The organism is Microbacterium sp. MDV22-iso44 (assembly GCF_058629135.1).
The window spans coordinates 46,807-60,457 of the sequence record NZ_JBZVWS010000003.1; the positions used below are offsets into that span (position 1 = coordinate 46,807).

A 13,651-nucleotide genomic window follows, 5' to 3' on the forward strand; every position below is an offset into this window, starting at 1 on the left:
TGGCGACTAAATATAGTCGTCGAGCCATCCGAGAGGGATCTTTCGTCCGCAACGACGCGATCGGATACACATGTCATCGACCCATTCCCCCTGGCGCCGAGCCGCGGCAGCACTCGCCGTCACAACGCTCGGCGTGGCTCTCCTGGCCGGTTGCTCGGCCGACGGCCGCGAAACCCTGCGCTTCACCTTCAGCAAGCGCGAGGCGCTGCCCTTCATGCAGGACGTCGTCTCGGAATACAACGCCTCGCAGGACGCGGTGACCGTAGAGATGGACACGTCGGGTGTCGACGTCGTCTCGGCGAGCTTCGTCCGCGGCAACCCGCCCGACATCATGCTCGCCAACTACAACTACGAGGTCGCCCGGTTCGTCCAGCGCTGCGCGCTCAGTGACCTCGGGGGGACGGATGCCGCCGGCACGGTCCGCGAGGACCTGCAACCGCTCATGGAGCAGTACGGCGCTTGCGAGGGTCGCACCAGCGCCCTGCCGTACTCGGTGATGGCCTCGTCTGTCATCTACAACACGAAGATCTTCGAGGACAACGACCTCGAGGTCCCGACCACGTGGGACGAGCTCATCGCCGTCTGCGATGCGCTCGAGCAGGCCGGCATCACGCCGATCTACGGCACGTTCAAGGACGACTGGACCGTCGCGCAGGGCTGGTACGACTACGCGATCGGCGGGTCGGTCGACGTGATCGACTTCTTCGACCAGCTCGCCGCCGAAGGCGCCGAAGTCGACGGCTCATCGGATGTCTCGTTCGAGAAGGACTTCACCGAACCGATGGAGCGCGTGCTGCAGCTCGCGACGGAATACACGAACGACGATGCCGACAGCCGGGCCTACGGCGACGGCAACCTCGACTTCGGAAACGGCGAGGCTGCCATGTATCTGCAGGGCCCCTGGGCCTTCAGCGAGATCGCCAAGACCGCGCCCGACGCACCCCTCGGGACCTTTCCGCTCCCCATGACGGACGATCCCGACGACCGTGCGATCCGCGTGAACATGGACCTCGCGGCCATGATCCCCGAGGCATCCACCAAGAAGGATGCCGCGCGGGACTTCCTCGAGTACCTCTACCAGCCCGAGATCATCGAGGCCTACAACGAGTCGCAACTGGGCTTCGCGCCCACGACTGATGCCCCTCCGCCCCAGGATCCGCGCATCGAGGGCATGCAGTCCTTCTACGACGAGGGACGGATCTACCAGGGTCCGTCGGTCCTCGTCCCGAAGACCATCCCGGTCTTCGCTTACGCCCAGGCCATGCTCTTCGGCCAGGACCCCGCACGCACGTTCGCCACCATGGACAACGACTGGTCGCGACTCGCGTTCCGCCAGCCCGTCCTCACCGACGAGGCCGAGGAGGCAACGCGATGACCACCACCACCGGGTCGACGACGACCCTCCTCACCCAGGGCGACCGTACCGCGAGGCGCAGCTCGAAGCGCGTCGAGCCGATCTACTACCTGTTCCTGCTGCCGACGGTGCTGCTGTTCACCCTGGCGATCACGGTCCCGGGGCTCATCGGCATCTTCTTCAGCCTCACCGACTCGATCGGGCTGGGGGAGTGGAACTTCATCGGGTTCACGAACTACATCGCGCTCTTCAGCGACCCTGCGATCCTGCAGAGCTACCTGTTCACGGCAGGTTTCGCCGTCGCGACGGTCGTCGTCGTGAACATCGCGGCGTTCCTGCTGGCGGTCGGGCTGACCTCCCGCATCCGTTTCAAGACCGGCCTGCGCACGATCTTCGTGATCCCGATGGTCATCTCGGGCATCATCATCGCCTACGTCTTCAACTTCCTCTTCTCGAACTCGCTGCCGTCGGCCGGCTCGACCCTCGGTATTCCGTGGCTGCAGGAGAGCCTGCTCGCCAACCCCGATCTGGCCTGGGTGGCCATCGTCATCGTCACGGCCTGGCAGGCCGTCCCCGGGACGCTCCTCATCTATATCGCAGGACTCCTGTCGGTGCCGGGCGACGTGTACGAGGCGGCCGACCTCGATGGCGCCTCGAAGCGCCAGCAGCTCTTGCGGATCACGATCCCGCTCGTCGCGGGCTACGTCGTCATCAACGTGATCCTCGGGTTCAAGGGCTTCCTCAACGCCTACGACATCATCGTCGGCCTCACCGGCGGCGGGCCCGGAACGGCTACCCGCAGCGTCGCGATGACGATCATCGCGGGCTTCAACGGCGGCGACTACGCCTACCAGATGGCCAACGCGACGATCTTCTTCATCGTCGCCGTCCTGATCTCCCTCCTCCAACTCTCGCTCACGCGCGGAAGGAACCGAGTCTGATGTCCACCACGCAGCCCGCGCTCGCGTTCGAGCAAGCCGACGCCGTCACCGCGACCGACCGACCCGCAGCACCCCCGCGACGCCGCAAGAGGGTGACCGAGCGCCTGAACTGGTCGACCACCGTCATCCTCTTCCTCTGCTCCATCACGGTTCTCCTGCCGCTGTACGTCACCATCTCGATGTCGCTGAAGACGACGGGGCAGGCCGTCGACGGCAATGCGTTCTCGCTGCCGGCCCCGATCAGCTTCGACGGCTTCGTCCAGGCGTGGAACCTCACGCAGTTCCCCGTCGGGGCGGCCATCTCGTTCTTCGTGACGGCTGGCACGGTGATCGCGACGATCATCCTGGCCGCCTTCGCGTCGTACGCGATCGTCCGCAACTGGGAGCGGAAGCTCTTCCGGTACTCGTTCTTCTACCTGCTCGCGGCGATGTTCATCCCGTTCCCCGTCGTGGCGCTGCCGCAGATCCAGCTCACCGGGCGGCTGGGGCTCGACAACCCGTTCGGGGTCATCCTGCTGGCGACGATGTTCCAGTTGAGCTTCAGCGTTCTGTTGTTCACCGCGTTCCTCCGGTCGATTCCGATCGAGCTCGAAGAGAGCGCACGCATCGATGGTGCGTCGACGTGGCAGACGTTCTGGAAGCTCATCTTCCCGCTGCTCGCACCCATGAGCGCGACGGTCGGCATCTTCGCCTTCCTGTACGCGTGGAACGACTTCATGCTCCCGTCGCTCATCATCTCCGACCCGTCGATGCAGACCCTGCCCGTGCGTCAGAACCTGTTCCAGACGCAGTTCAGCAACAACTACAACGTCGCCTTCGCGTCGTACCTCATGGCCATGGCCCCCGCGATCCTCGCGTACCTCTTCACCCAGCGATGGGTGATGGAGGGCGTGACGCAGGGCGCCGTCAAGGGCTGACCGAACCCCACCGAAAGGACCCCCGTGACCACTGACGTGCGTACCGCCACCGAGACCTCCGAAGAGACCGTGACCCCGGAATGGTGGCGGCAGGCCGTCGTCTACCAGGTGTACCCGCGCAGCTTCGCCGATGCCGACGGTGACGGCATCGGCGACCTGGGCGGCATCCGTTCTCGAGTGGCGTACCTGAAGGAACTGGGGGTGGATGCCGTCTGGCTGAGCCCGTTCTATCCGTCCGAGCTCGCGGACGGCGGGTACGACGTCGCCGACTACCGAAACGTCGACCCCCGGCTCGGCACGCTCGAGGACGCGGATGCGATGATCGCCGCCCTACACGAAGCCGGGATCAAGGTCGTCGTCGACATCGTCCCCAACCACACCTCCGACCAGCACGCGTGGTTCCGAGAGGCGCTCGCCGCCGGGCGTGGGTCGGCGGCCCGTGCGCGGTACATCTTCCGAGAGGGCCGGGGCGAGAACGGTGAGGAGCCGCCGGCCGACTGGCAGTCCGTCTTCGGCGGCCCGGCGTGGGAGCCGGTCGGCGACGGCCAGTGGTACTTCCACAACTTCGCCGTCGAGCAGCCCGACCTGGACTGGTCGAACCCTGAGGTCCGCGCCGACTTCGTCCGGACGCTGCGGTTCTGGTCGGACCGGGGCGTGGACGGATTCCGCATCGACGTCGCCCACATGCTGACGAAGGATCTTCCCGACGCGTTGCCCACGCAGGCTGAACTCGACGCGATGCCGCACGACGGGCAGCATCCGATGATCGACCGCGACGACGTGCATGAGGTCTACGCCGAGTGGCGCCAGGTGTTCAACTCCTACGATCCGCCGCGCACCGCGGTCGCGGAAGCGTGGGTCGCCCCCGACCGCATCCCGCTGTACGCGAGCGCCGACAGCCTCGGGCAGGCGTTCAACTTCGACCTCCTCGAAGCTGACTTCGAGGCGAGCCAGTTCCGCCGCATCGTCGCCGATAACCTCGCGCTCGCCGCCTCGTCCGGGTCGTCGACCACGTGGGTGCTGTCGAACCACGACGTCGTGCGGCATGCGACGCGCTACGGGCTGCCTCATCCGGATCGGGATGCCTCGGGTCGCCCCTCGCGCAAGCACGGCAATGAGTGGCTGCTCGCGGGTGGCGCGGCGGCGACCGTCGATACCGAGGCGGGGCTGCGTCGGGCGCGCGCGGCGAGCCTGTTCGTCCTCGGTCTGCCGGGATCGGCGTACATCTACCAGGGCGAGGAGCTCGGCCTTCGGGAGGTCGGGGACATCCCCGACGCGGACCGGCAGGACCCGACATTCTTCCGCAGCCCCGGCGAGGACATCGGGCGCGACGGATGCCGCGTGCCGCTGCCCTGGACCGAGTCCGGGTCGTCGTTCGGCTTCGGCTCGGGGCGCGCGCACCTGCCGCAGCCCGCCTGGTTCGGCGAGATGTCGGTCGAGGCCCAGGAGGGCGACCCCGCGTCGACGCTGAACCTGTACCGCCGCACGCTGCACCTGCGCGACGAGCTGCAGACCGCGGAGGAGCTGACATGGCTCGAGACGGGTCGTGCCGACGTGCTCGCGTTCGCTCGGCCGAACGGCTGGACCGTCGTGACCAACTTCGGCGGCGAGCCGGTGGACCTGCCGGCGGGTGAGGTGCTGCTCGCGAGCGGAGATCTGGACGGCGGGCGGCTGCCCGGGGCTACGACGGTCTGGCTGCGTGCCGCGGGCTGACGCCGCACGTCGCCGAGGCACCCTCCGGCGAGGTTCCGTTCTCCGGATGGAGGGGGGCTTCGCGGCGGCGGTAGGGCTCCTGTGCCTCGATCCTCCGGAGAACGATCCGCTGTCGTTCCCCCTCCGGTAGGACGCGCACGCGAGCAGCCGTGCCGGAGTGAAGGACGATAAGCGGAGATTGGCACGCAGGAGGGGGACGGATGCCCGAGGGCGACAGCGTGTACCGGTTGCAGGAGCGGCTGGCCGCGGCATCCGTCGGGCACGTCGTCATTGCAGGCGAGCTGCGTTCCGGCGCGGCGGCGGGCACAGCGCTCGCCGGAGCGCGGATCATCTCGTACGACACGCACGGCAAGCACCTGCTGACCCGCTTCGACACCGGGCGGACGCTGCACACGCACCTGCGGATGCAGGGCAGCTGGACGGTGACGCGGCCGGGGCGCCGCATCCCTTCCCGAGAGGATCACCGGGTTCGCGTCCGGATGCGGCTCGATGACGGGTCGACGCTGTGGGGCATCGACCTGCCCGTCGTCGAACTCGTCGCGACTGCTGATGAGGGTGCGCTGCTCGGGTACCTCGGTCCCGATCCGCTGCGCGACGACTGGGATGCCGCCGAAGCCGTCCGCCGCCTTTCGGTACGGCCCGAGCGGCCCCTCGTCGCCGCGCTCCTCGACCAGCGCAACATGGCAGGACTCGGCAACCTGTGGGTCAACGAGACCGCGTTCCTCTCGGGGGTTCATCCGTTCGCGCCGATCGCGTCGGCCGACCTCGGGCCGCTCGTCGAGCGGGCAGCCCGGATGCTGCGGATCTCGGCCACCGTGCCGGGCATGTACCAGGTGACGACCGGCTCGACGCGGAAGGGCGAATCGCACTGGGTCGTCGGTCGCGCCGGGCGCCCGTGCCTACGGTGCGGCACCCGGATTCTCGTGCGCGACGAGGTCGCGAACGACCCCGAGCGTCGCCGCACGTGGTGGTGCCCGCGCTGTCAGCCTGATGCGTGACGGTGCGGCATCCGCAACCCCTTCGTCCGCGCCGGTCGGGCGACGTAGCGTCGCGGCATGGCTTCCACCCCTGCACCCAAGACGTGCGCCTCGTGCGGACGCGAGATCCAGTGGCGCAAGAAGTGGGAGAAGAACTGGGCCGACGTGAAGTACTGCTCCGACGCGTGCCGGAAACGCGGCGTCCGTCCTGTCGACGAGAAGCTCACGGCGTCGATCCGCGAGCTGCTCGATGCGCGCGCGGCGTCGGCGACGATCTGCCCGTCCGAGGCGGCGCGCGCCGTCGGCGGCGAGGACTGGCGTGACCTCATGGAACCTGCCCGCCGCGCCGCGCGTCGCTTGGTCGCGATCGGCGAGGTCGAGATCACCCAGCGCGGACAGGTCGTCGACCCGTCGACCGCGAAGGGACCCATCCGCATCCGGAAGGCACACTGACGTGCAGACCTTCGTCCCGTTCGACGACCTCGCCCGCGGCATGGCGGCGCTCGACACGAAGCGGCTCGGCAAGCAGCGCGTCGAGACGCTGCAGGTGATGCGCGCGCTCACGATTCCGGACTACGGCTGGCGACACCATCCGGCCGTAAAGATGTGGCGCGGGCACCGAGCCGCGCTCATGGTCTACCAGGACCTCACGGTCGATGAATGGATGCGGCGCGGCTTCGCCGACACGACCCGCGCCTCGACCCTGGCGACCCTCGACGAGATCCCAGAGGACGGCGCCGAGTACCGGTCCGGAACGGTGCGGATGCCGTCGTGGTTCGGCCGCGAGGACGTCCACCGCTCGCACCGCTCGAACCTGTTGCGCAAAGATCTCGAGTACTACCGCGCGCAGGGCTTCGACGACCCCGACGACCTGCCCTACGTGTGGCCGAGGGCCGAGAGCGGCTGACTGGATCAGTACTCGATGCTGGGCGAACTACCCTCGGACAGGCCGAAGCACGGGGAGAACGACGCCACATTCACACTGTCATCGGTCCGAGGATCGACGATGTACCCCGAGTTGTACGGGCCGAGCAACTGCACCGCTGGGCCGACGGAATCGGTGACGTCGCGCGGGCGGAGTTCGTCATCGTCCGCATATGCCTCGAGGACCTCTCGGATCACGCTCTCCGGCGAGGTCGACTCCGTCAGCGTGACGACGGTCAGTCCCGTCCACTGATACTCGCGGTCAGGACCGCAGCGCATGAGAACGCCTGTTGCCCGCTGATCAACCGACGCCACCATCGACTCGGGCAGCTTCGCGACGATCGAATCCTCAACGCCCTGAGCCACGCGCTTCGCCTCGGCGATCGTCAGCCCCGGCTGCGTCTTCTCGACCGCCCTGTCCTGGTCGGCTGCCTGTGCGCACCCGACGAGCATCAGCACGGCCGCCGTTGCGGCGGCCATTCCCGTCACCCTGTTCGTCATCGGTGCCTCGATCCGTCGAGTCTGACACCCGCCCCCCGGCCGGATGCTCGAACCCTAGCCGGTGTTCGGCCGTCGCCAACCGGTTCAGACACGGGCTCTGCACTGATCGATCAGGCGGATCCCGCCCACTCCCGCACCTGTGCGAGGAGGTCCGCTTTGCGCCCCGCATCCGCGAAGGACGCCTCGATCGAGTTCGCGGCGAGCTGCGCCAGCTCGGCCGTGTCGAAGCCGAGCGAGGCGACGGCGGCGTAGTTGTCGCCGATGTATCCGCCGAAGTACGAGGGATCGTCGGAGTTGATCGTCACGACGACGCCGGCATCGACGAGCTCGCGCAGGGGGTGGGCGCTGAGCTCGGGCACGGCCCGCAGGCGCACGTTCGAGAGCGGGCACACCGTCAGCGCGACGCGGTGCTCGGCGAGATGCGCGAGCAGCTCGGGGTCGTCGATCGAACGGATGCCGTGGTCCACCCGCTCGACCTCGAGCAGACGTAGCGCCTCCCAGACGTACGCGGCCGGTGCCTCCTCGCCGGCGTGGGCGACGCGACGCAGTCCCAGCTCTGCAGCCCGGCCGAAGACGCCCTCGAACAGCGACGGCGGGTAGCCGACCTCCGCGGAGTCCAGGCCGATGCCGAGCAGCTGCTGCGCACGCGGCGCGATCTCTTCGAGAAGGGCTTCGGCCGACGCAACCGGGTGGTCGCGGACGATGCAGACGATCAGCCCGCCGGTGATGCCGAACCGCTCCCGCCCGATGTCGAGCCCGGCGCGGAGCCCGTCGATGACGACGTCGACCGGCACGCCGTTGGCGGCGTGGACCTGCGGGTCGAAGAACATCTCGACGTGACGGACACCGTCGGCCGCGGCCCGCTCGAGATAGGCGGTCGCGAGGTCGGTAAAGTCCTGCTCGGTTCGCAGCACCGCCATGCACGCGTAGTAAAGGTCGAGGAACGACTGCAGATCCTCGAAGTCGTAGCGGCGCCGCAGATCGTCGACGTCCGCGAACGGCAGGGTCACGCCGGTGCGCTCGGCGAGAGCGAACGCAAGTTCCGGCTCGAGCGTGCCCTCGATGTGCAGGTGCAGCTCGGCCTTCGGGAGGGTGCGCAGATCAGGGCTCGTCACGGGGAGCCATCGTACGCACCCGCGTGAGGTGAAGACGGTCCGTCCCCGGCCCCGGATAAGACGGAAGGGTGCGGAGGCGGCGAGTCGGCCGTCTTCCGCACCCTTCCAGGTACTCAGCTCTGAGAGCTGATCAGCGCTTGGCGCCCTTTCGGCCGACGAGCGCGCCGTAGATCAGCAGCACGATGAGCGAGCCGCCGATGGCGAGCAGCCACGTCGACAGCGAGAAGAACTCGTTGAGGTTGACGTTGAAGATCAGACCGCCGAGCCAACCGCCGAGCAGCGCGCCGACGATGCCGAGCAGCAGCGTGACGAACCAGCCGCCCCCCTGCTTGCCCGGCAGGATCAGCTTCGCGATCGCGCCCGCGAGCAGGCCGAGGATGAGGAAACCGAAAAAGCCCATGATGACTCCTTAGTAGTGAATCGGATACCGCTGGAACGGATGCCGTCAGCTCAGTCGCTTGCGCACGTCGTGCGCTACGTCCTTGACGGCGGCGGTGATCTTCTTCGCTTTCCGTTCGCGGTCCTTCTTGGCCTTGCGCTCATCGCGCAGCCGCACGAGCTGGTGCGGCACCGATTCGGACTTCTTCACGGTCACCGACCGGCTGCCGATGACGTAGGCCGCGAACGCGATCGCGCCGAGGACCAGGATCTTGTTGCGCATGGTCAGGCGACGCGCGACTCGGTCTGCTCGTCCTCATCGTCGGCGATGTGGACGTCGTGGATCTCGACGTTGACCTCGACGACGTCGAGTCCCGTGAGCCGCTCGATGGCGCCGGCAACCGAGGTGCGGACCTCGTCGGCGACGCGTCCGATCGGCGCCGGGTACTCGACGACGACCTTCAGGTCGGCGGCGGCCTGCGTTTCGCCGACCTCGACCTTGACGCCCTGCGTCAGGTCGGTCGCGTTCACGGCCTCGCGGATCGCGCCGAGCGCGCGGGCTCCGCCGCCGCCGAGCGCGTACACGCCGCTGACCTCGCGAGCGGCGATGCCGGCCACCTTGGCCACGACGCCGTCGGCGATCGTGATCCGACCGGCGACCGTCTGGTCGTCCTGGTGACGGGTGGATGCCGCACGGTCGACGCGCGTGGCGGGGGTGGTCGTCGTCTTCTCAGCCATGGAAGTGTCCCTACTGTGTGCTCTGTGCCGCGCCGTGCCGAAGCGGCCGCGCGGGAGGGCGTCCCAATCCGCCCTCACAGATGAGAGGGCCGGAACGCAAGGAACGTCACAAAAAAGTCGCCGGGGATACCCTCGATGTATGACGACCCTGGCGTGCTGCGGAATCGAGCACACCGTGTCGTCGTTCGTCGGCTGTCCGCCGTCCGCGTCCTGAGGCACCCCTCCCACCACGTCTCAGCGACCCCCCGATCCCCCGCGGAAGGCGATCCGTCATGTCCTCTTCATCCCACACGGCACCGCACGAGATCTGGCGCGGGATCCGCCAGACCGTCCGCACCGACACCTTCGGCGGCATCCTGCTGCTGGCCGCCACGGTCGCGGCCCTCGTCCTCGCCAACTCGCCCCTCGCGGACTGGTACGTGGGCGTCCGCGAGACCTCGTTCGGCCCCGAAGCCCTCCACCTCGACCTCACTGTCGCGCATTGGGCAGCGGACGGCCTGCTCGCGATCTTCTTCTTCGTCGTCGGCCTCGAGCTGAAGGAGGAGATCGTGGCCGGGCGTCTGCGGTCGCCGCGTGTCGCCGCCGTCCCCGTCATCGGCGCGCTCGGCGGCGTCATCGTCCCGGCGCTCATCTTCACCGCCTTCACCGCGGCTGTCCCCGGCGACGCCGTGCGCGGCTGGGCGATCCCCACTGCGACCGACATCGCCTTCGCGATCGCGGTCTTCGCCGTCGTCGCGAAGGGCTTGCCTCCCGCGCTGCGCGTGTTCCTGCTCACCCTCGCCGTCGTCGACGACCTCTTCGCGATCACCATCATCGCCACCGTCTACACCGACGACCTGCAGCCGATCTGGCTCGCGGCCGCAGTCGTCCCGCTGGTGCTGTTCGCCCTGGCGGTGCGGCGCGGCATCCGTCACTGGTGGGTGCTGATGCCGCTCGCGATCGTCACGTGGGGCTTCGTGCACGCATCGGGCGTGCACGCGACCATCGCCGGTGTGGTCCTCGCCTTCATGGTCCCCGCGACGGTGACGCCGCGGGCCCGCGTGCGGGTGGGGACGGATGCCGACGGTTCCCCGATCCACGATGCGTTGACGGCGCACTTCGCCGACCGCTTCGGGCCGATCTCGACCCTGGTCGCGCTGCCGATCTTCGCCTTCTTCTCGGCGGGCGTCACGGTCGGCGGTTGGGAGGGGCTGACGGCGGCCTTCGCCGATCCGGTGACCCTCGGCATCCTGGTCGGCCTCGTCCTCGGCAAGCCGATCGGCATCCTGCTCGCGGTGTTCCTGCTGACGCGCATCCCCGCGGTCCGGCGGACGTTCGAGCTGCGGTGGGGTGACATGGTGGGCGTCGGCCTGCTCGCCGGCATCGGGTTCACCGTCGCGCTGCTCGTGGGCGAACTCTCGTACGGGGTCGGATCGCTCGAAGACGAGCACGCGAAGATCGGCATCCTCGCCGGGTCGGTCGTCGCCGCGATCCTCGGCGGAGTCGTGCTCGCCTGGCGGGCCCGACGGGTGCGTCAGACTGGAACCACACCCCCGTCCTGAGGAGCCCCGTGAGCCGCACGCAGCCGACGCCCGCGATGTACCAGCGCAACGCCCTCGCGCCGAGCCTGCTTGCCGCGGCGGTGCTGTTCGTCGCGCCGGCGCTGCTCGAGAGCGACTGGTTCCTCACGGTGCGCTTCGTCGCGACGATCTTCGCGATCATCATCGGGTGGTTCGCGTTCCAGGCGAAGCACTGGTGGTGGGTGCCGGTGATGCTCGCCATCGCGGTGGTCTGGAACCCGATCTTCCCGTTCGAGTTCTCGGGTCCGATCTGGAGCGCCGCTCAGGTCGCTGCCGCGTTCGTCTTCCTCGGCGCCGGGGCGACGATCAAGACACCGCGCGAGGTCTGAGTCAGCGGAGGTCGAGCGTGACACCCGGGTGACCGGCGAACACCTCGAGCACGCGGTCGAAGTACGTCGCCCCCGTACCGGCGAGCAGGTCGTCGAGTTGCCGTTGCAGGTCGTCCGCGCGGAAGGTCCCCGGCTGCGCGAGCTTTCCGCGGAGCCACCGCTCGGTCTCGGCGACACCGAGCGCGTCGCGGCTGTGCGCGGCATCCCGCCAGACGATCCGGACGGCGTCATCCTCCGCCAGCGCCCCGTACCCGCCGTAGAGCAGGTCGTCGAGCGCGTCGAGACTGGCGCCGAGCTGCCAGTCCTCTCCGGTCATGAAGAGGCGGTTCAGTTCGACGTAGAGATCCGGGATGCCGCCGATGCGGCCACCCTCGATGACGTACTCGGCCACGCGGCTCAGGGGACCTTGTGCCCTGCCGCGGTGATGAGGCCGTACCACTCGGGTCGGGTGAGGGGGATGTCCGACCCGGCGGCGGCATCCGCGACGCGCTGGGGATTCGTGGTGCCGAGCACGACCTGCATGTGCGCGGGATGCCGGGTGATCCAGGCGGTCGCGATCGCGGTCGGCGTCACGTCGTAGTTCGCGGCCAGGCGGTCCATCAGCTCGTTCAGCTCGGGGTACTCGGGCGCGCCGAAGATGACGCCGTCGAAGAAGTTCTTCTGGAACGGCGACCAGGCCTGCAGCGTGATGCCGTTGATGCGCGAGTAGTCGACGAGACCGCCTCCGTCACGGGTGATGGAGTCGTCCTCGCCCGCCATGTTCGACGCGAGGCCCTGCGCGACGATCGTCGAGTGCGTGATCGACAACTGCACCTGGTTGGCGACGATCGGCTGGGTCACCGCCGTCTTGAGCAGGTCGATCTGCCGCGGCGTGTGGTTCGAGACGCCGAAGGCGCGCACCTTGCCAGTCGACTCGAGGTGGTCGAACGCGCGCGCGACCTCCTCGGGCTCGACGAGCGCGTCGGGACGGTGGAGGAGCAGCACGTCGAGTCGGTCGGTGCCGAGGGCCTGCAGGGACTCCTCGGCAGACGTCACGATGTGCTCGTACGAGTGGTCGAAGTGCCAGTCGTCGGCGACGATGCCGGTCTTGGTCTGCAGCGTGATCTCGTCGCGCTCCGCCGGGCTGAGGCCCAGCGCCTCGGCGAAGCGGCGCTCACAGCCGTGGCGGCTGCTGCCGTACAGGTCGGCGTGGTCGAAGAAGTCGACGCCGGCGGCGCGGCACGCGTCGTAGAGCGCGCGGATGGCCTCGTCGGACATCTCCTCGATGCGCATCATCCCGGCGACGACGTTGGGGACCTGGCGATCGGTGGGACCGAAGGGAACGCGGCGCATCATGCTCCGTTTCTGCGCCCGGCGGGCGCGGTCGAGGGGTCGGTGTGGCCGACGGCGGCGCGCGCGTCGAGCAGGGTGCGCGCCAGGACGGTCGAGCCGGCGACGGCGGCGGGCATCGCGAGGACGGCGCCGAGCGGCACGAGGAAGCAGAGCTGGGTCGCGACGCCGAATCCGAGCACCCGCGCGCGATTGTCCCTGCGCAGGGCCCGGCGGGCCGCGGCATCCAGGCCTCGTGCGACCAGCGCGCGCGAGGTGAGCTCGTCGGCGAGCAGCCAGCCCGTGAGGAAGGCGGCGACGACGGCGCCGAGCGCGGTGCCGACGAGCGGGATGAGGCCGATGAGGCCGGCGATGATCGCCGCGACCAGGCCGCGGAGGATGAGGCCGATGCTGTCGCCGACCGAGCGCCAGAACCCGTAGTCCGACTCGGGCGGAGCGTCCCCGAGGTGACCCTCGACGGAGCGCCAGATGCGCTCGTAGAAAGGATCGCCGACCAGCAGGGTCAGCGCGGTGAACGAGACGACCGCGAGGACGATCGCTCCGCCGAGGATCGCCGCGCCGATGCCGAATCGCACGAGGCCCGCGAAGAACTCGGACCACGTGTCGGCGAATCCGGTCAGGGCGGTGACGATGTCGCCGAGGAACACCGCGAGCGTGATGATCCCGCCGAGCAGCAGCGCGCCGACGATCGCCGCGGGGATCAGTCCGAGCGCCATCGCACCGGGCAGGCGCCCCCAGAACGCGAAGCCGCGGCCGAGGTCGCCGACGCCGCGGAAGAACGAGGCGAGCGGATGCCGCGGGGCGGCGGGTGTGGTCATGTCCCCATCCTGCCGTGTCGCCGCGACGCGCGGTCTCGACACGGAGCGCTGTTTATCG

Annotated in this window: 17 protein-coding genes; 9 read left to right on the forward strand and 8 right to left on the reverse strand. The window is 68.9% G+C overall.

Features of this window, described 5'->3' with window-relative positions:
• The first annotated feature begins 70 nt into the window (after positions 1-70).
• The 7 genes from AC4NN1_RS10420 to AC4NN1_RS10450 all read left to right on the forward strand — a co-directional run bounded on the left by AC4NN1_RS10420 (position 71) and on the right by AC4NN1_RS10450 (position 6,809).
• On the forward strand, positions 71-1,375 hold the full coding sequence (locus AC4NN1_RS10420) for an ABC transporter substrate-binding protein (RefSeq protein ID WP_491955250.1): 1,305 nt from the start codon (positions 71-73) through the stop codon (positions 1,373-1,375).
• The gene (locus AC4NN1_RS10425) at positions 1,372-2,295 is read left to right on the forward strand and encodes a carbohydrate ABC transporter permease (RefSeq protein WP_491955251.1); all 924 of its coding nucleotides are present in this window, start codon (positions 1,372-1,374) and stop codon (positions 2,293-2,295) included. Before AC4NN1_RS10420 ends, AC4NN1_RS10425 begins: the two co-directional genes overlap by 4 nt.
• Positions 2,295-3,212, forward strand: a complete 918-nt coding sequence (locus AC4NN1_RS10430) for a carbohydrate ABC transporter permease (protein ID WP_491955252.1) — start codon at positions 2,295-2,297, stop codon at positions 3,210-3,212. Before AC4NN1_RS10425 ends, AC4NN1_RS10430 begins: the two co-directional genes overlap by 1 nt.
• 24 nt (positions 3,213-3,236) lie before the next feature.
• Positions 3,237-4,925 carry a glycoside hydrolase family 13 protein gene (locus tag AC4NN1_RS10435; protein ID WP_491955253.1) on the forward strand — a complete coding sequence of 563 codons (1,689 nt, stop codon included), beginning with the start codon at positions 3,237-3,239 and terminating at the stop codon, positions 4,923-4,925.
• A 200-nt stretch (positions 4,926-5,125) separates the two neighbouring features.
• Positions 5,126-5,923, forward strand: coding sequence for a DNA-formamidopyrimidine glycosylase family protein (locus AC4NN1_RS10440; protein WP_491955254.1), 798 nt, complete (start codon positions 5,126-5,128; stop codon positions 5,921-5,923).
• Positions 5,924-5,980: 57 nt separating this feature from the next.
• On the forward strand, positions 5,981-6,355 hold the full coding sequence (locus AC4NN1_RS10445) for a DUF3253 domain-containing protein (protein WP_491955255.1): 375 nt from the start codon (positions 5,981-5,983) through the stop codon (positions 6,353-6,355).
• 1 nt (position 6,356) lies between these two features.
• Complete coding sequence (locus AC4NN1_RS10450) at positions 6,357-6,809, forward strand: MSMEG_6728 family protein (RefSeq protein ID WP_491955256.1); 453 nt, start codon at positions 6,357-6,359, stop codon at positions 6,807-6,809.
• 5 nt (positions 6,810-6,814) lie between these two features.
• Here the strand turns inward: AC4NN1_RS10450 and AC4NN1_RS10455 are convergent, their stop codons facing one another.
• The 5 genes from AC4NN1_RS10455 to AC4NN1_RS10475 form a co-directional block, all read right to left on the reverse strand.
• A complete protein-coding gene (locus AC4NN1_RS10455; protein ID WP_491955257.1) occupies positions 6,815-7,306 on the reverse strand; it encodes a hypothetical protein in 492 nt (163 codons plus the stop codon).
• 131 nt (positions 7,307-7,437) lie between these two features.
• Entirely contained in the window at positions 7,438-8,442 is a 1,005-nt protein-coding gene (locus AC4NN1_RS10460) for an adenosine deaminase (protein WP_491955258.1), read from the reverse strand.
• 130 nt (positions 8,443-8,572) lie between these two features.
• Positions 8,573-8,842 carry a GlsB/YeaQ/YmgE family stress response membrane protein gene (locus tag AC4NN1_RS10465; protein WP_018187723.1) on the reverse strand — a complete coding sequence of 90 codons (270 nt, stop codon included), beginning with the start codon at positions 8,840-8,842 and terminating at the stop codon, positions 8,573-8,575.
• Positions 8,843-8,887: 45 nt separating this feature from the next.
• Positions 8,888-9,103: a hypothetical protein gene (locus AC4NN1_RS10470; protein ID WP_020098361.1), complete on the reverse strand. Its 216-nt coding sequence runs from the start codon at positions 9,101-9,103 to the stop codon at positions 8,888-8,890.
• A gap of 2 nt (positions 9,104-9,105) precedes the next feature.
• A complete protein-coding gene (locus tag AC4NN1_RS10475; RefSeq protein WP_311858372.1) occupies positions 9,106-9,558 on the reverse strand; it encodes an Asp23/Gls24 family envelope stress response protein in 453 nt (150 codons plus the stop codon).
• A 272-nt stretch (positions 9,559-9,830) separates the two neighbouring features.
• Here AC4NN1_RS10475 and nhaA point away from each other — a divergent pair, with 272 nt between their 5' ends.
• Complete coding sequence (gene nhaA, locus AC4NN1_RS10480; protein WP_491955259.1) at positions 9,831-11,099, forward strand: Na+/H+ antiporter NhaA; 1,269 nt, start codon at positions 9,831-9,833, stop codon at positions 11,097-11,099.
• Between the two features lie 8 nt (positions 11,100-11,107).
• The gene (locus AC4NN1_RS10485) at positions 11,108-11,446 is read left to right on the forward strand and encodes a DUF6804 family protein (protein ID WP_018187719.1); all 339 of its coding nucleotides are present in this window, start codon (positions 11,108-11,110) and stop codon (positions 11,444-11,446) included.
• Between the two features lies 1 nt (position 11,447).
• Here the strand turns inward: AC4NN1_RS10485 and AC4NN1_RS10490 are convergent, their stop codons facing one another.
• From AC4NN1_RS10490 to AC4NN1_RS10500, 3 genes are read right to left on the reverse strand one after another with little or no spacing between them, the layout of a single operon-like run.
• The gene (locus tag AC4NN1_RS10490; RefSeq protein ID WP_018187718.1) at positions 11,448-11,837 is read right to left on the reverse strand and encodes a barstar family protein; all 390 of its coding nucleotides are present in this window, start codon (positions 11,835-11,837) and stop codon (positions 11,448-11,450) included.
• Positions 11,838-11,842: 5 nt separating this feature from the next.
• Positions 11,843-12,778, reverse strand: a complete 936-nt coding sequence (locus AC4NN1_RS10495; protein WP_491955524.1) for an aldo/keto reductase — start codon at positions 12,776-12,778, stop codon at positions 11,843-11,845.
• Positions 12,778-13,593 (reverse strand): EI24 domain-containing protein, encoded by an 816-nt coding sequence (locus AC4NN1_RS10500; RefSeq protein WP_491955260.1) that lies wholly within the window; start codon positions 13,591-13,593, stop codon positions 12,778-12,780. The genes AC4NN1_RS10495 and AC4NN1_RS10500 overlap by 1 nt, the downstream gene beginning before the upstream one ends.
• Positions 13,594-13,651 lie beyond the last annotated feature (58 nt).